This window comes from Xenorhabdus entomophaga (genome assembly GCF_037996725.1).
Classification (GTDB): Bacteria; Pseudomonadota; Gammaproteobacteria; order Enterobacterales; family Enterobacteriaceae; genus Xenorhabdus; species Xenorhabdus khoisanae.
On sequence record NZ_JBBMXH010000014.1, the window covers coordinates 1 to 20196 of the forward strand.

Here is a 20196-nt window from a genome sequence, read left to right on the forward strand (position 1 = left end):
CAACCGCAGCAACCGCAGCAACCGCAGCAACCGCAGCAACCGCAGCAACCGCAGCAACCGCAGCAACCGCAGCAACCGCAGCAACCGCAGCAACCGCAGCAACCGCAGCAAGATAGCCTGTTCCATCCGTTTTTGATACGCAATGATCAACCATTGCCGAAATCGACGACGCCGATGCCTTCTCTGGATCTTCTGGCAAAACCGACAGCGGAAGAAGAGCCGGTTGATATGTTTGCTCTTGAACAAACCTCTCGTTTGATTGAAGTGCGCTTGAATGATTATCGCGTCAAAGCGGACGTTGTTGGGTTTTCTCCCGGCCCTGTCATTACACGATTTGAACTGGATCTAGCACCCGGAGTTAAAGCTTCCCGTATTTCCAACTTATCGCGTGACCTTGCTCGTTCACTTTCAGCGGTAGCCGTTCGTATTGTTGAAGTGATTCCGGGAAAACCTTATGTTGGTTTGGAACTACCCAATAAGAAACGGCAAACAGTTTACCTGCGGGAAGTATTGGATTGTGAGAAATTCCGTGATAACCCATCACCATTGACTATCGTTCTTGGAAAAGATATTGCAGGGCAGCCGGTTGTGGCTGATCTGGGCAAAATGCCTCACCTGCTGGTTGCAGGGACAACCGGATCGGGTAAATCGGTAGGGGTCAACGCTATGATCCTCAGTATCCTGTATAAAGCGAAACCAGAAGATGTTCGCTTTATCATGATCGACCCTAAAATGCTTGAGCTATCGGTTTATGAAGGGATTCCACACTTGTTGACCGAAGTTGTCACCGATATGAAAGATGCCGCCAATGCATTGCGTTGGTGTGTGAATGAGATGGAACGACGCTACAAACTGATGTCAGCCTTGGGTGTACGTAATCTCGCCGGTTACAACGACAAAATCAAACAAGCGGAAAATATGGGGCGCCCAATCCCTGATCCATTCTGGAAACCGGGTGATAGTATGGATGTTACGCATCCTGTGCTGAAAAAAGAGCCTTATATCGTTGTGATGGTTGATGAATTTGCCGATTTAATGATGACGGTAGGGAAAAAGGTGGAAGAATTAATTGCGCGTTTGGCTCAGAAAGCACGCGCAGCAGGTATCCACTTAGTATTGGCAACACAACGCCCCTCTGTTGATATTATCACTGGATTGATTAAGGCAAATATTCCGACACGTATTGCATTTACCGTTTCCAGTAAAATCGATTCCCGTACCATTCTTGATCAAGGTGGTGCAGAATCATTGCTTGGTATGGGGGATATGCTTTATCTGGCACCGAACTCTTCCATTCCTGTGCGTGTTCATGGTGCATTTGTACGCGATCAGGAAGTTCACGAAGTGGTTAATGACTGGAAAGCCCGTGGTCGCCCTCAATACATTGATAGCATTATCAAAGGCGGAGAAGATGGTGAAGGTGGTTTAGGGTTTGATAGCGATGAAGAACTCGATCCCTTATTTGATCAAGCCGTTGAATTTGTGGTTGAAAAACGTCGGGTTTCCATTTCGGGTGTGCAACGCCAATTCCGCATCGGATATAACCGGGCAGCCCGGATTGTTGAACAAATGGAAGCACAACAGATTGTTAGTGTACCTGGTCATAATGGCAATCGTGAAGTTTTGGCGCCTCCGCCGCACGAACATTAATCACAATTGTAAAATATAACGTGGTATCGGCCATTAGGGCCGGGAATAAATACGAATTGAAGGTATCTCGCACATGAAAAAACTGATGTTAATTGGTTGTCTGATGATGGGTGTGAGCGTGGGTTCTGCATGGGCTGATGCGACTCAGGATCTGCAAGGGCGTTTGGGAAAGGTAAATAGTTTTCATGCCAGCTTTACTCAAACAGTTACGAGTAATGATGGTTCAACGATCCAAAAAGGAGAAGGTGAACTTTGGATCAAACGCCCTAATTTGTTTAACTGGCATATGACGTCACCTGATGAAAGCGTTTTGGTTTCTGATGGCAGTACCTTGTGGTTTTATAATCCCTTTGTTGAACAGGTGACTGCAAACTGGTTAAAAGATGCAACGGGGAATACACCATTTATGTTAATTGCGCGTAATGACCCTGCTGATTGGAAACAGTACAAAGTTGTGCAAAGCAATAATAACTTTGAACTGACTCCCACTAATGCGAGTGGCAATCTAAAACATTTTTCGATTACCGTGACTCCAGAGGGAACAATTCAGAAGTTCACAGCGGTTGAACAGGACGGGCAAAAAAGCGCTTATCAATTGAAAGGGCAGCAAAACACCAATGTAGATGCGGCGAAATTTAAATTTACCGTACCAGAAGGTGTCACGCTGGATGATCAACGCCAGTGAGGTTTAAGTGAACAATTTTTCACTCGACTTTTCACAAAATGAATTTCAGCCACTGGCCGCAAGAATGCGGCCAGGCACATTAGATCATTATATTGGTCAGCAACATTTGTTGGCAGAAGGAAAACCTTTGCCAAGGGCAATTCGAGCTGGTCATCTCCATTCCATGATTTTATGGGGCCCACCAGGAACAGGAAAAACAACACTGGCTGAAATTATCGGGCACTATGCACAAGCTGATATTGAACGTATTTCAGCAGTGACCTCCGGTATTAAAGAAATTCGTGAATCTATAGAAAAAGCACGTCAAAATCGTAATGCAGGGCGCAGAACTATCTTATTCGTTGATGAAGTTCACCGATTTAATAAAAGCCAACAGGATGCGTTTTTGCCGCATATTGAAGACGGCACTATCACATTTATTGGCGCCACGACTGAAAACCCGTCATTCGAATTAAATTCAGCTTTGTTGTCACGGGCTCGTGTTTACTTATTGAAGTCACTCTCAGCGGCAGAAATTGAGCAAGTACTTATACAGGCGATGAACGACAAAGAGCGTGGTATTGGCGGGCAAAATATCATATTGCCGGATAATACCCGCCAGATGATAGCAGAGCTTGTTGCTGGAGATGCCCGCCGTTCACTGAACTTACTGGAAATGATGTCAGATATGGCAGAAGCAAATTCGCAGGGGCAGAGAGTCCTGACACCGGAATTGCTGAAAGAGGTCAGTGGAGAGCGGAGTGCACGCTTTGATAATAAAGGTGATCGATTTTACGATTTAATTTCTGCCTTACATAAGTCAGTCCGTGGTTCAGCGCCTGATGCCGCGCTTTATTGGTATGCCCGAATTATTACCGCAGGCGGCGATCCACTTTATGTTGCCCGCCGATTATTGGCGATTGCTTCTGAAGATGTAGGGAATGCTGATCCACGCGGAATGCAGGTCGCCATTGCCGCATGGGATTGCTTCACTCGTGTGGGGGCGGCGGAAGGAGAACGAGCGATAGCACAGGCAATTGTTTATCTCGCGTGTGCACCAAAAAGTAATGCGGTTTATACAGCATTTAAGGCGGCAATGGCGGATGCGCAGGACAAACCTGATTATGACGTACCGGCCCATTTGCGTAATGCGCCGACTAAGTTAATGAAAGAGATGGGGCTTGGCGAAGCATACCGCTATGCCCATGATGAAACGAATGCTTATGCTGCCGGTGAAGTTTATTTCCCACCGGAAATGCAGCAAATACGCTACTATTACCCGACAACCAGAGGGCTGGAAGGTAAGATTGGAGAGAAGTTAAACTGGTTAATGGAACAGGATAAAAATAGCCTGATAAAACGCTATCGTTAATCTCTTTGATACGGTAAGGTTTATATCCAACAGATTTCATCATGTTTTCTCAATAACAATTTTCTCAATAACAACAAGCACAGGACTAGCATGCTCGATCCAAATATACTGCGTAATGAGCTAGACGCAGTCGCCGAAAAACTGGCTCGCAGGGGTTATACCCTTGATGTGGAGATGCTGCGCAAATTAGAAGAGCGCCGCAAAGTTTTACAAGTTGAAACTGAAACCCTGCAAGCAGAACGTAACTCCCGATCGAAGTCTATTGGTGCAGCGAAAGCCCGTGGTGAAGATATTGAACCACTGCGCCAGGAAGTGAATCAATTGGGAGAAAAACTGGATTCAGCAAAAGCTGAACTGGAAGCGTTGCAGGCTGAGATCCGTACTCTTGCATTAAGCATGCCGAATATCCCGGATGATTCTTCTCCTGATGGAAAAGATGACAGTGACAATCTGGAAATGAGTCGTTGGGGTGAGCCTCGTCAGTATGACTTTGAAATCAAAGATCATGTATCACTGGGTGAATTGACTGGCGGTCTTGATTTTGCTGCTGCGGTAAAATTAACGGGTTCGCGCTTTGTCGTAATGAAAGGCCAGCTTGCCCGTCTGCATCGTGCTATCGCACAGTTCATGCTGGATCTGCATACTGAGCAGCACGGTTATCTGGAAACTTATGTTCCTTACTTAGTTAACCACGATTCCCTATATGGTACGGGTCAATTGCCTAAGTTCGGCGAAGATCTGTTCCACACCAGACCGCTGGAAGAAGAATCTGGCAGTAACTATGCGTTGATCCCAACGGCTGAAGTCCCTGTTACGAATTTGGTTCGTGATGAAATTCTGGATGAAAGCGAATTACCACTGAAAATGACAGCACATACACCTTGCTTCCGTTCTGAAGCGGGTTCTTATGGGCGTGATACCCGTGGTCTTATTCGTATGCACCAATTTGATAAAGTTGAATTGGTTCAGATTGTTCATCCTGAAAAATCCATGGATGCACTGGAGGAATTGACAGGGCATGCCGAAAAAGTATTGCAGTTGCTGAACTTGCCTTACCGCAAGATGTTGCTGTGTACGGGGGATATGGGAGCGAGCGCAAGAAAAACTTACGATCTGGAAGTTTGGCTGCCAGCGCAAAATACTTACCGCGAAATCTCATCTTGCTCTAATACGTGGGATTTTCAGGCTCGTCGTTTGCAGGCGCGTTTCCGCGGTAAAGATGACAAGAAAACCCAGTTGGTGCATACACTGAATGGTTCTGGTCTGGCGGTAGGCCGTACACTGGTTGCGGTGATGGAAAACTATCAGCAGGCAGATGGACGTATTGAAATTCCAGAAGTATTGCGTCCTTATATGAACGGATTGGAATACATTGGTTAATAACGTGTATTCTTTAATAAAAAAGCGCCGAATTGGCGCTTTTTTATTTCTCATCGGGTTTAATTATTTTACAGCTTGTTCGAGGGATTCCGATTTTTTGTAAAAAACACGACGATAGGAGGAATAAGAGGTTGCCATATACAACGGTGCTGTTAGCAAGACCCCCAAGAATAGAGGAAGTGTAGAAATCAATATCAAAAGATACATAAAAATGAAAAATAATATTACTCCTAAAATATTTTTCGATATAGCATTGAGACTGATTGAAAGAGCTTTTCCTACGTTGAAATCTTTAAGGATAATCAGTGCAGGAGCAAACCAAGAACATGCAGTGGATAAAAACAGGGAAATTAGGGCAATCACCAAGGATAAAAATGATAATTCTGAATCATTATAAGTTATGATTGAGTCATAACTTATGGATGAATAGAGATCATCAAAAACTGCTTGATAGAGATCGTTACCATCAATGAGTGCGATAAGCAGGGAACTTATCATTTGTATTCCACAAACGATTAAACCAACGACAAGCAGGCCACCACATTTATATTTAAATCCATCAAAAAAACGTCCTAACTCGAATTTACCGCTAATTCTTTGCCTTTCACAAATGGCTATAATGCCAGCGACAAATAAAGGGTCTAATAAATTTGGAAGAATAAAACCAAAACGGGGGATAAATATCAGGCCTAATTGGATGATCCCATAGATAATTCCCATTACTATCCACATACCAAGTTTAGGTTTTATAAAATCCCACGCATCACCTATCCAACCGATGGTTGCGCTTACATTAATTGTCTGGCCATTGGGAATAAATATGCTGTTGTCATTAGTCGCGTTATTAGATGTGTTTTCCAAGTTTTGATCAATATTGGGGTTATCCATTATTTTTTAATCTCCTGATTATTAATATTTTTTATCTGGGAACACCATGTGCTAAGTGATAATAAAAAAAAGCGCTATTTTTTAGCGCCTTTTACATATGGATATCTGTCAGTAAAAATTTAAACGATTAAACTCGATTTTGTTTCTTTTTCTTCTGGAGTATAAAAGATACTACGATAGGTTGTGTAATAAGTTATCATGTACACAGGGATTGTCACAAGCAGACCCAATAATAATGGAATCGCGGAAACAAACATCAGGATGCCCATCAACAAGAAAAAGAGAAAACCACCAAATAGGTTTTTCCTTACAGCACTAAGACTCATTGAAACTGCTTCGCCAAATTTTAAATCATTAATGATGATCAGAGCAGGGGCAAACCAGATAAATGCTAAGGCAACTATTATGAAAATGTATAGAATAACAATTGCTAATAAAAAGGTAGAAAAGCTACCTATTAATAATGCTAGATCTGGGTCTTGCCCTGATAAAATCAATTGAAATATACTTGCACCGCCAATAATCATAGCAGCAATAAAGCCAAGCAGATATAAGACAAAGTAAAGTCCACCAACAGCAACTAATGAACCCAACTTATTTTTAAATCCGTAGAAAATTGACTCAATGTCAAAGTCAGCTGTTGTTCTTTGTTTCTCACTTGCAGCGATGAAACCTGCAACGAATACTGGACCGAATATCACAGCCAAGATACCAAGTAAAGGAATAAACTGAGCTATTATCAGAATAACTATGTAAATTAAAGTCATCAGTATCCATTTCAGTGGACTTGCTTTAAACATCTCCCATGCGTTACCAATCCACTCTGTTGCTGCTCCAGCTCCTACTGCTCGACCACCAGGAATGAATGTGCTTTTTTCTTTGCTCAGGGAAACGTTGTTTTCTCCTGAATTCAAATTAATCTCTTGATTATCCATTTTTTTTCCGATTTATCTTATTGAATGGCTATTGTCGAATTAGTTTTTCTCTATTTCCATTCCGTTAACACAAATTGTTAGAGAAAACAGCAGAATTATCATATAAAAATTATTAATCAACAAGTATTAATTGTCATTCTATCAGTAGATTAATAGTGGTTTTATCAGTGTTACTGAGTAAATTGAAGTGTTTTTTGTCGTTTATGACAATATGATTTTAGTTAAATTAACTTATTTATATGGATGTAAAGCAAATAAACTTATCTTTAATATCAAAAATTGAATTTATTTAAATTAAAACTCCTACTCAATGCCAGCAATTTGTTCTGGTTTAAGGTCGTATGTTCTTCATATCCAGTGGTTAATGTTTCACCATTATTTGAATGGTGTTTTTCTATGAATTTTATTAAATATTAATTAGTTATAGTTAACTTATGTAATCAAAAAAGAAACATGAAAGCGCTATCTGTCTTTTTATTTGGGTAATATCAGGCTGAGTACAGCCTGATATTACTATAACTAGTCAGAATTAATAAATGGGATGAATTTATCATTATTCAGCCTTATGTTTTTGGATAAGTAATTTATATTAAATAGTTAGGATCTTAAATCAAAAGTCACTAATACCCCTTTGTGGTCAGTAGGCCAAACGCCTTTAGGTTGTTTAAACTTATCTTGGGAGGTTTCTTGGACACGTTTGCTTTTAACAATACTACTGGAAGGGCCAATGATAACTGCATCCTGAATTGTTAATCGTGGGTTATTGTGGAAAAAAATGAAATCAATCCGCTCGCGTTCATCTGCTTTTGGGGCCAATATAAGCTTTTTGATATCAACATATGTATTATTTGCTGGCCAAGTAAAGCCTGGGTAAGCGACTGGATCGGGATATTTTATTCGATAAGTATCAAGATAACCTGAATCAGTTAATAATTTACTACTCGTCCAAGGAACCACAGTTCCGTTATGATCGAAAAGGTTTTTCGTTTTCTCTGACCAATCCATCCAAGAAGGTTCATTAAAATCACCAGCCAATATAATCAAATGATTATTGTTGATTTCATTTTGAGCATCATTTATTAATAATTTAATAGAGTTTGGACGTTGGGATTGATTGTTTTCTTTCAATATATTATCAATATTAGTATCTGGACCATCGGCTAACTCTTTAAAAGTATTACCATCATAACCTTTGGGAAGGTAATAGGCAGCGTTTTTATAATCTAAATGGCCGGAGTAAAAATCTATATAAGTGTTATTTATTTTAATTAATGCTTTGGTAAATCTGTCAAAATTACTATGTTTGATTATAGGGTAACGAGAAAGAATACTGGCATCATTTTTTGATTTGTAAGAATAATATTTTATTCCTTTGTCATTAAGCGTTTTTACTAAGCGTTTAGTAAAATCAATATTATTATAATTTTCAACTTCACTAAGCGCTATAAGATCAGCGTTAGTAGAAATGATGGCATTTATGATGCCTTCATAACCGCCTTTTACTATAACACCCTCTTGCCAAGTATTTAACGTGAGAACTTTTAATGTGATTTTATTGTTTTTACCATTGCTATAAATTTTAATATTATTGTTTTTGGGTTTTTCATCAAAGTTTATCAATGTATTATCATTGTTTTCGTATGCCTGTTTATTGGTTTTTAATACTGTCTCATTAGCTTGAATATTTAACGAAGTTAATAATATACATGCGCTAAATAAAGAAAAAATAAAGTTTTTCATCATAATGCCCTCGGAGTAACAACAGAATATTGTGATAATATTGCTGAAATTAAATAATTATTCAATATTATGGGTAGAAAATATAAGAACAGATTTGAGGGCTAAGATAACTATTTAGTATAAAACTGGCATCAAATAATTGCTGCCAGTTTTTGATTAGAAGAGGGATAAATCTAGTAGATCACATGATGCCCATAACGACTCAAAATTTCTTTTACCCTATCCATTGTCTCTTTTGATGGAGGCTTGATACCTTCTAGTTTATATTCTTCGCCCATTGCAATCCATTTATGTTTACCAAGTTCGTGATAAGGTAATAATTCAATTTTCTCAATGTTTTTCATATCCTTGGTAAATTCACCAAGCAGATGAACTGATTGATCATCATCCGACCAACCGGGGACGACGACATAGCGAATCCAAACTTTTTGATTACGTTTTGCCAGATAACGGGCAAATTCGAGAGTCCGATGATTTGAAACACCGACTAATTTTTGGTGAATGCTATCGTCAAGCTGCTTTAAATCCAGCATAACCAAATCGGTATCGTCCAGTAATTCATCGATCACAGGATCATAACGGCGAACAAAGCCATTGGTATCCAGACAGGTGTGAATGCCTTCTGCATGGCAAGCCCTGAACCAGTCGCGGACAAACTCAGCCTGAAGAATGGCTTCGCCCCCAGAAGCTGTAACGCCACCACCAGAAGCGTTCATAAAATGACGATAAGTCGTTGCTTCTTTTATTAATTCTTCAACTGTCACGGTTTTTCCGCCATGGGTATCCCAAGTATCGCGGTTGTGGCAATAGAGGCAGCGCATCAGGCAGCCTTGGAAAAACGCGATAAAACGGATACCGGGACCATCAACGGTTCCGCAAGATTCAAAAGAGTGGATACGACCAAGTACGGACATGAAAGGATTTCTCCAAATACTGACAAGCTGATAAAGGCCCCGATTGTGGAGGGGCCTTTAGTGTATGTCATTTTATTTCATCAGAAAATAATGACACTTTCGATGCAGCTATTCTGGTTATTTACATTGATTGAGTAAATGTACGGGTAATCACATCTCGTTGCTGTTCTTTAGTCAGCGAATTGAAACGTACTGCATAACCGGATACGCGAATAGTCAACTGAGGATATTTTTCAGGATCTTCCATTGCATCCAATAACATCTCACGATTCATTACGTTGACATTCAGATGTTGACCGCCTTCGATATCTGCTTCGTGATGGAAATAGCCATCCATTAAGCCTGCCAGATTTGCTTTGCGTACATCATCATCTTTACCCAAGGCGTTCGGTACGATGGAGAAGGTATATGAAATACCATCTTTAGCATAGGCAAATGGTAGTTTAGCAACGGAGGTCAGTGAAGCAACCGCACCTTTTTGGTCACGCCCGTGCATTGGGTTAGCGCCTGGCCCAAATGGAGCACCGGCACGACGTCCATCAGGGGTATTACCTGTTTTCTTGCCATAAACGACGTTTGAAGTAATGGTCAGTACAGACTGTGTTGGAGTCGCATTGCGGTATGTTTGCAGTTTCTGGATTTTTTTCATGAAGCGTTCAACCAGATCACAAGCAATATCATCGACACGAGGGTCGTTGTTACCGAATTGTGGGTATTCACCTTCGATGTTGAAATCAGTTGCCAAACCATCTTCATCACGGACTGGGGAAACTTTCGCATACTTAATTGCAGACAGTGAATCAGCCGCTACGGACAGACCCGCGATACCGCATGCCATGGTACGGAACACATCACGATCATGCAGTGCCATTAATGAAGCTTCATAGCTGTATCTGTCGTGCATGTAGTGGATGATGTTCAGGGCTGTGACATACTGTTTTGCCAACCAATCCATGAAGTGATCCATGCGATCCATCACTTTGTCATAATCAAGCACTGCGTCTTTCATTGGCTCTTCTTTCGGGCCAACCTGCATTTTCAGTTTTTCATCCACGCCGCCGTTGATGGCATACAACATGGTTTTTGCAAGGTTTGCACGGGCACCGAAGAACTGCATTTGTTTACCGACGATCATTGGGCTGACGCAGCATGCGATAGCATAGTCATCGCTGTTGAAGTCGGGACGCATTAAATCATCGTTTTCATATTGCAGAGATGAAGTATCGATAGAAACTTTTGCTGCGAATTTTTTGAAGCTAATCGGCAGTTTTTCAGACCACAGAATGGTCATGTTAGGCTCTGGGGATGGCCCCATGGTGTACAGTGTGTTCAGGAAACGAAAGCTGTTTTTAGTTACAAGAGTACGACCGTCTAAACCCATACCTGCCAGTGATTCAGTTGCCCAGATTGGGTCACCGGAGAACAGCTCATCATATTCTGGAGTACGCAGGAAACGCACCATGCGCAGTTTCATGACCAGATGATCGATCAGCTCTTGGGCTTGCTCTTCTGTCAGTTTACCCGCGTTAATATCGCGTTCGATGTAGATATCCAGAAAGCTGGAAACACGACCGAAGGACATTGCTGCGCCGTTCTGAGATTTAACTGCTGCCAGATAGGCAAAATAAGTCCATTGTACCGCTTCTTTGGCATTGGTAGCCGGGTTGGAGATATCGTAGCCATATTTCGCTGCCATCTCTTTCATTTGACCAAGAGCACGGTGCTGTTCAGAAATTTCTTCGCGCAGGCGGATAGTCGATTCCAGATCTTCGCCGTTTTCCAGTTTTTCCTGTAGGGAAGTGAACTGGGCATATTTTTCATCACGCAGGAAGTCAATACCGTATAGCGCAACACGACGATAATCACCGATAATGCGTCCACGGCCATAAGCATCAGGCAGTCCAGTCAATACACCAGATTTACGGCATTTCAGGATATCAGGTGTATAAACATCGAATACCCCCTGATTGTGGGTTTTACGATATTCAGTGAAAATCTGTTTCAGTTTTGGATCCAGTTCGCGGTTATAGGCTTTGCAGGAACTTTCAACCATTTTAATGCCGCCAAATGGAATAATGGCACGTTTCAGCGGTGCTTCAGTTTGCAGGCCAACGATTTGTTCCAGATCTTTTGCAATATAACCAGCATCATGAGAGGTAATTGTAGACGCAACGTTAGTATCAAAATCTACCGGTGCATGAGTACGGTTTTCGATTTTGATACCTTCCATGACTTTTTCCCACAAAATATCAGTCTCTTTTGTGGCGCCTGCAAGGAATGATTCATCACCTTCATACGGAGTATAGTTTTTCTGGATGAAATCACGAACATTGACTTCATTTTGCCAGCTACCCTCGTTAAAGCCTTGCCATGCTACAGAAAATTTTTCATTTAACTCGGACATGATACTTCTACCTTTTAACAGTGGAAATTTTAATAAATCTGGCGTAGAGGCACAGTTAATGCTTTTTGCCGCCATGTAAATAAATAAACCAGTAAGTCAACCCAACTAATACAGCACCACCAATAATGTTACCTATCGTTACAGGGATCAGATTATCGGTAATAAAGTTCGAAATGGTGAGTTGAGAAAACTGTTCGGGGGTTGCTCCCACTTTCATCCAGAATTCATCTGGCGCGAAGTTTCTGATGACGATCCCGAACGGAATTAAAAACATATTAGCGATACTGTGTTCAAAGCCGCTGGCAACAAACATCCCAATCGGGAGTATCAACGCGAATAATTTATCGGTCAAACTGCGTCCGGCATAGCTGATCCAAACCGCAAGGCAGACCATCAAATTGGCTAAAATACCCAAACATACCGCTTCAATAAAGGTATGGTGCATTTTATGATCCGCTGTCTGTAATACATTCAGCCCCCAGGCACCATTGGCAACGGCATACTGGCCTGAGAACCAAATTAGGGCCACAAAAAATAATGCGCCAATCAGATTACCGATATAAACATTAATCCAGTTCTTGAACATCTGTGGCCACGTAATGCGCCCCGTTGCTTTTGAAATGATCGTCAATACCGTGGAAGTGAAAAGATCAACACCACATATAACCACCAGCATCAAGCCAAGGGAAAAGCAGATCCCGCCCGTCAATTTTGCTAATCCATAAGGAATGGATGAGGTTCCTGTTGTTGCCGTAATATAAAAAACAAAAGCAATGGAGATAAACACACCTGCCATGATTGCCGATAAGTACGTCACTGTGGGGTGTTTATTGACTTTATATACACCACTATCATCAGCGATTTGTGCCATTACAGCAGGTGGAAATAAATTAAAAGGGTTGTCAGTTTTCATCCTAACACTCTCTTTATCCTTAAATAATTGTAGCACGCAATGATAGTAACAAATGGACATTGACCTGAATTTGATATGGATCATATTAGCCCGAAAGTTTGGCGAGCCATGGTTGGCAAAATGCAGGGTTTTTATTTTAATATTTTGATTTATAATGAAAAATATTTTTTAAAATTTATAAAAATATTTTATACGGAGGGTTTTGGGAGTTTCAGGTGGGAAAGTAAAATAACAGGTTAAATTGTCATTTATTTGTTGTTTTAAAATAAATTATATTTAACCTGAATTTTACTTTTTATGGTTAATAAACTTTAAAGTAACAGTTTAATTATTTTGCCCAAAACTCACGCTTAGCTTTTTGCAGTTTTTCATAAGCATTCAACAATGCCTGATGCGCGGGCAATGCTTTTAATTCTGAATCAACAGACCATAAACCGTGGAAACAGTTCTCTCCAACAATAGCAGCGGAAGCAGCATCAACAGTATCTTGCCCATACATCTTAACGAATGCTTGGTAATACTGTGCTGGTTCGCGATCTTCTTCCTGAGTCAATAGCAGCAGTGTTTGCAGGCAGCGATAGTAATTAGCTCTCTCAGCGGTAAAGACAGAGGCATTGAAATCCTGTGTCCATTCAACCCAGATCAGGGCTTGTTCCAGGTCGTTACCAGCCAGTGCCAGCATAGATTTCAGTTCACCGATACGCAGATTGCTCCAGCCGTTATCTTTACCCGCAGCAATACCCAATAATTCACGAACGCGGGTGAAATCATCCAGCCCTTCATCGTCCAATAGTTCGAGGAAGGCAAGATATTCTTCCGGCTGCCATTGGCTGTCCGGTAATGTCAGGATCGTGTCACGCAGATGTGTGCCCATCGTGTTATTGGCAATGTGTAAATCTTCAACCGGATAAATATCTGACATGCCGGGAACCAGAATACGACATGCGTAAACGCCAAGATGTTCGTAATCTGCAATGTAGACTTCAGCATCCAGTGTATTAAAGATTCCCATCAGAGTGGCAAACTCTTCCTCTGTCGTGCCACTGAAACTCCAAGCAGCAAACTCATAATCGGCATCCTGTTTGAAAAGATCCCAACTGATCGCACCGCTCGAATCAATAAAGTGAGTTTCCAGATTAGTATGTTCAGAGACTTCTTCATCATCAAAACTTGGTGGAGTAAAGACATCCAGATCTTTCAGGCTACGCCCTTGCAACAGCTCTGTAACAGTGCGTTCCAGCGCAACGCCAAAATCAGGATGAGCACCAAAGGATGCGAAGCAAGTACCATTATTCGGATTGAACAATACAACACAAATTACAGGGAATTGACCACCGAGCGAGGCATCGTAGCAATAAAGCGGGAAGCCTTCTTCCTGCAATTTGCTGACTGCTTCAACTACGGCAGGATAGCGGTTCATCATATCCTGTGGAATTTCAGGCAAGCTGATGCGTTCTGCGATAATGCGGTTTTTCACATAACGTTCGAACACTTCAGACAACCCCTGAACGCGGGCTTCGTTCATGGTATTTCCGGCGGACATGCCGTTTGAAACATACAAATTTCCGATAATGTTCATCGGAATATAAATCGCCTGATTATCCGATTGGCGCGTGAAGGGTAAGGCACAGATACCACGTTTCTCATTACCCGATTGCAGGTCAATCAATTGGCTGGCGCAGAGCGCATTATCTGGATCGTAAAAACGATGCAGGCGCTCATCTAAAATCCCTTCTGGCAGAGAATCATCTTCCGGCAGAGGGAACCATTTTTCATTCGGATAATGAACAAATTCGCCTTTGGCAACAGTATCGCCAAGGTAAAAGTCAGCAAAAAAATAGTTTGTCGATAGACGTTCAAAATATTCTCCCAATGCAGAAGCCAATGCTGCTTTTTTGCTGGCTCCCTTGCCATTGGTAAAGCACAGAGGGCAGTCACGATCGCGGATATGTACTGACCAGACATTTGGTACAGGATTCAGCCATGAGGCTTCTTCAATATTAAAACCGAGAGATTCCAGCTTGTGCTGGAAACGATTAATGGAGTCTTCCAATGCGGCATCTTTGCCTGGGATATAGGTTTGCGTCATCGTGATTCACTTCAATTTATGCTAAAGACCGCATATCATACGGCGTTTTTTTTATCCGCTCTATCAATTCCCAAAAATTATTGTTAATTAGAGTTTATTTATTCTTGGTTTACATAATAAAATGGCTTTTTTTACAAGAGGTTGAATAATGAAAAAGACTAAAATAACAGCAATAGCCGGTTTTCTGGCTTTAGTTAGCGGTTCTGCTTTCGCTTTGCCAAACATTACTGTTCTGGCAACTGGTGGTACGATTGCCGGGGGTGGTGAATCTGCAACTCAATCTAGTTATACCGCAGGTAAAGTCGGTGTTGATTCATTGCTGAACGCAGTTCCGGCAATCAGAAATATTGCTGATTTAAAAGGCGAGCAAGTTGTTAGCATTGGTTCGCAGGACATGAACGATCAGGTTTGGTTGACTCTGGCGAAAAAAATCAATGCCGATTGTGATAAAACCGATGGTTTCGTTATCACCCATGGTACTGATACCATGGAAGAAACAGCTTACTTCCTTGATTTAACGACTCAATGCCAAAAACCTATCGTGATGGTTGGTGCTATGCGCCCATCCACCGCTTTGGGTGCTGATGGTCCATTGAACTTGTACAACGCGGTTGTTGTTGCTGCGGATAAAAACTCTGCAAACCGTGGCGTTTTGCTGGCGATGAATGATTCCGTTATCCATGGTCGTGATATCGGTAAATTGAGCACAACGGAAGTTCAGGCATTTCAGGCTGTAAATTCCGGTGCACAGGGTTTTGTTCATAACGGCAAAGTTAACTACTATTCCGCAGCGCCAGTAAAAACTAACAAAGCGGCTTTTGATGTTAGCGAATTGGACAAACTGCCAAAAGTTGGCATTGTTTATAACTACTCCAACGCATCTGATCTGCCAGCGAAAGCTTTCGTTGAAAATGGTTATCAGGGCATTATTAGTGCGGGTGTAGGTAACGGTAATATCTATAAATCCATTTTCGATACGTTGACTAAAGCAGCTAAAGAGGGTGTTGTTGTTGTGCGCTCCAGCCGTATTCCTTTTGGTTACACGACCAAGAATGCGGAAGTTAACGACAGCAAGTATGGATTTGTAGCGTCTGAGCGTTTGAACCCACAGAAAGCGCGCATTCTTCTGCAATTGGCGCTGACTCAGACTACTGATGTGGCAAAAATTCAGGATATGTTCAGTAAGTATTAATTCCTGATTTAATTATATAAAAAGGCGCATTAAATGCGCCTTTTTATATTCTAATTTTTAATTCTACTGACTAAGTTAGAAAATTTATTTCCCACAACTACTTTGAAAATCTTGAATTCTTTTTTCTGTTCATCAGTATTTTTTTTGAGTGAAGTGTTCAGCGCCATCATGAAAATTAAGAATACTTACTTTTCCTCTGGAATAGGCTTTTTCTAAATTGCTCTTTAACCACTCCATTGATGTTTTTATATATTATTGATGCAGCATAATGATCTAATGTAACCCAATAAGTTGGATAGTTCTGTAATTGGACATAATGGATATTGTCTATTTCTGATGCCATATTATCTACAGACAATCTTATTTTATTAACCTACTAAAAAATGTTATTTTAAAAAATTATTTACTTAACCAATACGTTGTATTTATTCAAATGATTAAGTATTGATCTTGGTTTTAACTAAAAGATTTTATTTATCAATTTTTACATATTAATTGACATGAACTATTTTTAATATTCCGACCATTAATAAGATAGCTAAATGACCTATTTTACAATAAATTGCAACAATTTTCTAATAACCATTGCAGCGGTAGAGCGGGAGTGATAAAACCAATAGGTCCGATTTTATTTGTATCCATTGATAGGGTGAGGTTGAGGTTAATGAGTCAGGTATATAATTTCAGCGCTGGTCCAGCTATGTTACCAGCAGAAGTATTGCGCCGTGCAGAACAGGAGCTTTGTAGCTGGCACGGCCTGGGAACATCGGTGATGGAAATTAGCCACCGCAGCAAAGAATTTGTGGCTGTTGCGGCAGAAGCAGAAAAAGATCTCCGAGATTTATTAGCAATACCTGAGAATTACAAGGTGCTTTTTTGCCATGGTGGGGCTCGTGGGCAATTCTCAGCATTGCCACTGAATTTACTGGGTGACAAAACAACAGCAGATTATATTGTTAGTGGCTATTGGTCTGAATGTGCAGCGAAAGAAGCAGAAAAATATTGCACACCAAACGTCATTGATATCAGGATGGAAACAGAGGGCGTAACCAGTGTGAAGCCGATGAGTGAATGGGCTTTGAGCAGTGATGCCGCTTATATCCATTATTGCCCTAATGAAACGATTGAAGGCGTTGCAATTTTTGAAGAGCCTGATTTTGGTGATGATAAAATTGTGATTGCCGATTATTCTTCAACCATTCTCTCTGCACCCATTGATGTTAGTCGTTATGGCGTTATTTATGCCGGCGCACAAAAAAATATTGGGCCAGCAGGAATTACCGTGGTCATTATCCGTGAAGACCTATTGGGTAAAGCACACAAACATACTCCATCCATTCTGGATTATACCGTGCAAGCTCAATACGGCTCTATGTACAACACCCCCCCCACATTTGCATGGTATCTGTCTGGCATGGTATTCAAATGGCTGAAAGAGCAGGGAGGGCTGCAAGAAATCAAAAAACGCAATCATGCAAAAGCAGAACACCTCTATCGTGCCATTGATAATAGCGATTTGTATATCAACCGGGTTGCACCTCAAAACCGTTCTATCATGAATGTTCCATTCCAATTGGCTAATCCGGCGCTGGATGGTCAGTTTTTGGAAGGGGCATACGCAAGTGGGCTACACGCATTGAAAGGACACAAAGTTGCAGGTGGTGCTCGTGCTTCCATTTATAACGCTATGCCTTATGAAGGTATAAAAGCGTTGGCTGAGTTTATGGCTGATTTTGAACGCCATAACGCATAATGTTTTTTCTCATCGGGAGGATAGAACCTCCCGATATTAATATTCTCGCTTTATCCCACAAACCAAATTAAAAATATAGTGTGTTAAAAACCGGAGACACCCTTCCTTATGCAATCCCTGACGTTACAACCTATTTTCCGTATTAATGGAACAATTAACCTGCCCGGCTCTAAGAGTGTTTCCAATCGTGCTCTGTTACTTGCTGCTTTTGCTAAAGGAACGACCCGGCTCACTAATTTATTGGATAGTGACGATATTCGTTACATGCTTAATGCTCTGACTGCGTTAGGTATTTCCTATCGCCTGTCCGGCGACCGTACCATTTGTGAAGTCGATGGTATTGGGGGGCGTATTGCGGGTAAAAGTGGGATAGAACTGTTTTTGGGTAATGCTGGTACAGCAATGCGCCCATTGGCAGCGGCACTATGCTTAGGCGGCAATAACGTAGTGCTGACTGGTGAACCACGAATGAAAGAGCGCCCAATTGGTCACTTGGTAGATGCCCTGCGTCAAGGTGGGGCAGAAATTGTCTATCTTGAACAGGAAAATTATCCGCCACTGCACATCAAGGGCGGATTTTCTGGAGGAAAAGTTACCGTAGACGGCAGTGTTTCGAGCCAATTCCTGACAGCCTTGCTAATGGCTGCACCCTTGGCGGATAACGATACAGAAATCCATATCCAAGGTGATTTGGTTTCTAAACCTTATATTGATATTACGTTGGCGCTGATGAAAAGCTTTGGCGTGACGGTAAGTAATCACCAATATCAGATTTTTTACATTAAAGGACAGCAACAATATTTGTCTCCGGGGCAGTATTTAGTAGAAGGAGATGCTTCATCAGCATCTTATTTTCTGGCAGCGGCGGCGATTAAAGGCGGAACGGTGCGTGTTACAGGTATTGGCAGAAATAGCCTGCAAGGGGATACCAAATTTGCCAATGTACTGGAGAAAATGGGCGCAATTATTCGTTGGGGTGATGACTTTGTTGAATGCGAGCGCGGTACATTAACTGGCATTGATATGGACATGAATGCAATTCCTGATGCCGCCATGACCATTGCAACAACGGCTCTGTTTGCTCAGGGAGAAACGGTTATCCGCAATATCTATAACTGGCGGGTAAAAGAAACGGATCGACTCAATGCAATGGCGACTGAATTACGCAAAATAGGCGCAGAAGTAGAAGAAGGGCATGACTATATCCGCGTAATTCCACCAAAAACACTCAACCATGCTGAAATTGAAACCTATAATGATCACCGGATTGCGATGTGTTTTTCGCTGGTGGCCTTGTCGGATACGCCAATCACCATTCTTGATCCAGGTTGTACAGCAAAAACATTCCCTGATTATTTCAATCAACTTGAAAAGCTCAGTCAAAATACAAAATAGATAGGAATAGTGTTTCGCTCATCTGCTGAGTGCGTATAATAAGTCAGACTTTTTATTGCTTGTTAATTGAGCAATTCCCGCATTCGGTAGATGACCTGTCTGTTGTGCGAATGTTATGCGAAAAGGAGGAGAATGATGGCGGCGATAGCCCCTGTAATAACCGTTGATGGGCCAAGTGGTGCTGGCAAGGGAACACTGTGTCAGGCATTGGCAGAAGCGTTAAATTGGCAATTACTTGATTCAGGCGCCATTTATCGTGTGCTGGCACTGGCTGCTATCCACCATCAGGTAGATATCCAGTCTGAAGACGCCCTGGTTCCTCTGGCTGCCAATCTGGATGTTCGTTTTGTGCCTGCAAATGGCAAGCTTCGGGTTATTTTGGAAGGCGAAGATGTCAGCAATGAAATCCGTACCGAAACTGTCGGGAATACGGCTTCGCAGGCAGCAACATTTCCGCGTGTCCGTGAAGCGCTCTTGCGTCGTCAGCGGGCTTTCCGCATCTCTCCTGGCCTGATTGCGGATGGTCGTGACATGGGAACGGTTGTGTTTCCTGATGCGCCAGTGAAGATATTTCTTGATGCAAGTGCAGAAGAACGCGCCCGTAGACGCATGTTACAGTTGCAGGAGAAAGGTTTTAGTGTTAACTTTGAACGCCTTTTGTCCGAAATACAGGAACGAGATTTCCGTGACCGCAATCGGGCAGCTGCGCCATTAGTGCCTGCACAAGATGCATTGATCTTAGACTCGACCAGCATGTCTATCGAAGAAGTGATTGATAAAGCACTGACTTATGCGAAAAATGCGCTGGAAATACCAGCATAAGCATTAATTTTCGCGAATATGCTATTGCAGTAGCATATCAAGAAGATGTATATAGAATTCTGGTGTGTGGGTAGTGAAATATGCT

General features: G+C 41.7%; 15 protein-coding genes. 8 read left to right on the forward strand and 7 right to left on the reverse strand.

The window, feature by feature from the left end; translation table 11 throughout:
• The 4 genes from AAC854_RS04595 to serS form a co-directional block, all read left to right on the forward strand.
• The coding region (locus AAC854_RS04595) for a DNA translocase FtsK (RefSeq protein WP_340616075.1) at positions 1-1650 on the forward strand (1650 nt) is incomplete at its 5' end.
• A 73-nt stretch (positions 1651-1723) separates the two neighbouring features.
• On the forward strand, positions 1724-2335 hold the full coding sequence (gene lolA, locus AAC854_RS04600) for an outer membrane lipoprotein periplasmic chaperone LolA (protein WP_340616076.1): 612 nt from the start codon (positions 1724-1726) through the stop codon (positions 2333-2335).
• Between the two features lie 7 nt (positions 2336-2342).
• Complete coding sequence (locus tag AAC854_RS04605; RefSeq protein WP_340616077.1) at positions 2343-3686, forward strand: replication-associated recombination protein A; 1344 nt, start codon at positions 2343-2345, stop codon at positions 3684-3686.
• A 90-nt stretch (positions 3687-3776) separates the two neighbouring features.
• Positions 3777-5066: a serine--tRNA ligase gene (gene serS, locus AAC854_RS04610; RefSeq protein WP_047961950.1), complete on the forward strand. Its 1290-nt coding sequence runs from the start codon at positions 3777-3779 to the stop codon at positions 5064-5066.
• A gap of 63 nt (positions 5067-5129) precedes the next feature.
• Here the strand turns inward: serS and AAC854_RS04615 are convergent, their stop codons facing one another.
• From AAC854_RS04615 to ycaO, 7 genes are all read right to left on the reverse strand, one after another.
• Positions 5130-5954 carry a BPSS1780 family membrane protein gene (locus AAC854_RS04615; protein ID WP_340616078.1) on the reverse strand — a complete coding sequence of 275 codons (825 nt, stop codon included), beginning with the start codon at positions 5952-5954 and terminating at the stop codon, positions 5130-5132.
• 119 nt (positions 5955-6073) lie between these two features.
• Positions 6074-6889 (reverse strand): BPSS1780 family membrane protein, encoded by an 816-nt coding sequence (locus AAC854_RS04620; protein ID WP_340616079.1) that lies wholly within the window; start codon positions 6887-6889, stop codon positions 6074-6076.
• Between the two features lie 597 nt (positions 6890-7486).
• Complete coding sequence (locus AAC854_RS04625) at positions 7487-8632, reverse strand: endonuclease/exonuclease/phosphatase family protein (RefSeq protein ID WP_340616080.1); 1146 nt, start codon at positions 8630-8632, stop codon at positions 7487-7489.
• A 170-nt stretch (positions 8633-8802) separates the two neighbouring features.
• The gene (pflA, locus tag AAC854_RS04630; RefSeq protein ID WP_340616081.1) at positions 8803-9543 is read right to left on the reverse strand and encodes a pyruvate formate lyase 1-activating protein; all 741 of its coding nucleotides are present in this window, start codon (positions 9541-9543) and stop codon (positions 8803-8805) included.
• 121 nt (positions 9544-9664) lie between these two features.
• Complete coding sequence (gene pflB, locus AAC854_RS04635; RefSeq protein ID WP_340616082.1) at positions 9665-11947, reverse strand: formate C-acetyltransferase; 2283 nt, start codon at positions 11945-11947, stop codon at positions 9665-9667.
• 55 nt (positions 11948-12002) lie between these two features.
• Positions 12003-12860 (reverse strand): formate transporter FocA, encoded by an 858-nt coding sequence (focA, locus tag AAC854_RS04640; RefSeq protein ID WP_340616083.1) that lies wholly within the window; start codon positions 12858-12860, stop codon positions 12003-12005.
• 328 nt (positions 12861-13188) lie between these two features.
• On the reverse strand, positions 13189-14949 hold the full coding sequence (gene ycaO, locus AAC854_RS04645) for a 30S ribosomal protein S12 methylthiotransferase accessory factor YcaO (RefSeq protein WP_340616084.1): 1761 nt from the start codon (positions 14947-14949) through the stop codon (positions 13189-13191).
• 148 nt (positions 14950-15097) lie between these two features.
• On the opposite strand from ycaO, the gene ansB reads away from it, so the two are divergent.
• The 4 genes from ansB to cmk all read left to right on the forward strand — a co-directional run bounded on the left by ansB (position 15098) and on the right by cmk (position 20111).
• A complete protein-coding gene (gene ansB, locus AAC854_RS04650; protein WP_340616085.1) occupies positions 15098-16141 on the forward strand; it encodes an L-asparaginase 2 in 1044 nt (347 codons plus the stop codon).
• Between the two features lie 664 nt (positions 16142-16805).
• Positions 16806-17894, forward strand: a complete 1089-nt coding sequence (serC, locus tag AAC854_RS04655) for a 3-phosphoserine/phosphohydroxythreonine transaminase (RefSeq protein ID WP_340616086.1) — start codon at positions 16806-16808, stop codon at positions 17892-17894.
• Between the two features lie 108 nt (positions 17895-18002).
• On the forward strand, positions 18003-19289 hold the full coding sequence (gene aroA, locus AAC854_RS04660) for a 3-phosphoshikimate 1-carboxyvinyltransferase (RefSeq protein ID WP_340616087.1): 1287 nt from the start codon (positions 18003-18005) through the stop codon (positions 19287-19289).
• A 135-nt stretch (positions 19290-19424) separates the two neighbouring features.
• Positions 19425-20111 carry a (d)CMP kinase gene (gene cmk / locus AAC854_RS04665; RefSeq protein WP_047961961.1) on the forward strand — a complete coding sequence of 229 codons (687 nt, stop codon included), beginning with the start codon at positions 19425-19427 and terminating at the stop codon, positions 20109-20111.
• Positions 20112-20196 lie beyond the last annotated feature (85 nt).

What these genes read in the sequence shown, in the direction of transcription:
- serC (WP_340616086.1), top strand. Translation starts at nt 16,806, where the DNA reads ATGAGTCAGGTATATAATTTCAGCGCTGGTCCAGCTATGTTACCAGCA.
- AAC854_RS04620 (WP_340616079.1), bottom strand. Translation starts at nt 6,889, where the DNA reads ATGGATAATCAAGAGATTAATTTGAATTCAGGAGAAAACAACGTTTCC.
- pflA (WP_340616081.1), bottom strand. Translation starts at nt 9,543, where the DNA reads ATGTCCGTACTTGGTCGTATCCACTCTTTTGAATCTTGCGGAACCGTT.
- ycaO (WP_340616084.1), bottom strand. Translation starts at nt 14,949, where the DNA reads ATGACGCAAACCTATATCCCAGGCAAAGATGCCGCATTGGAAGACTCC.
- focA (WP_340616083.1), bottom strand. Translation starts at nt 12,860, where the DNA reads ATGAAAACTGACAACCCTTTTAATTTATTTCCACCTGCTGTAATGGCA.
- AAC854_RS04625 (WP_340616080.1), bottom strand. Translation starts at nt 8,632, where the DNA reads ATGATGAAAAACTTTATTTTTTCTTTATTTAGCGCATGTATATTATTA.
- ansB (WP_340616085.1), top strand. Translation starts at nt 15,098, where the DNA reads ATGAAAAAGACTAAAATAACAGCAATAGCCGGTTTTCTGGCTTTAGTT.
- pflB (WP_340616082.1), bottom strand. Translation starts at nt 11,947, where the DNA reads ATGTCCGAGTTAAATGAAAAATTTTCTGTAGCATGGCAAGGCTTTAAC.
- serS (WP_047961950.1), top strand. Translation starts at nt 3,777, where the DNA reads ATGCTCGATCCAAATATACTGCGTAATGAGCTAGACGCAGTCGCCGAA.
- AAC854_RS04615 (WP_340616078.1), bottom strand. Translation starts at nt 5,954, where the DNA reads ATGGATAACCCCAATATTGATCAAAACTTGGAAAACACATCTAATAAC.
- aroA (WP_340616087.1), top strand. Translation starts at nt 18,003, where the DNA reads ATGCAATCCCTGACGTTACAACCTATTTTCCGTATTAATGGAACAATT.
- lolA (WP_340616076.1), top strand. Translation starts at nt 1,724, where the DNA reads ATGAAAAAACTGATGTTAATTGGTTGTCTGATGATGGGTGTGAGCGTG.
- cmk (WP_047961961.1), top strand. Translation starts at nt 19,425, where the DNA reads ATGGCGGCGATAGCCCCTGTAATAACCGTTGATGGGCCAAGTGGTGCT.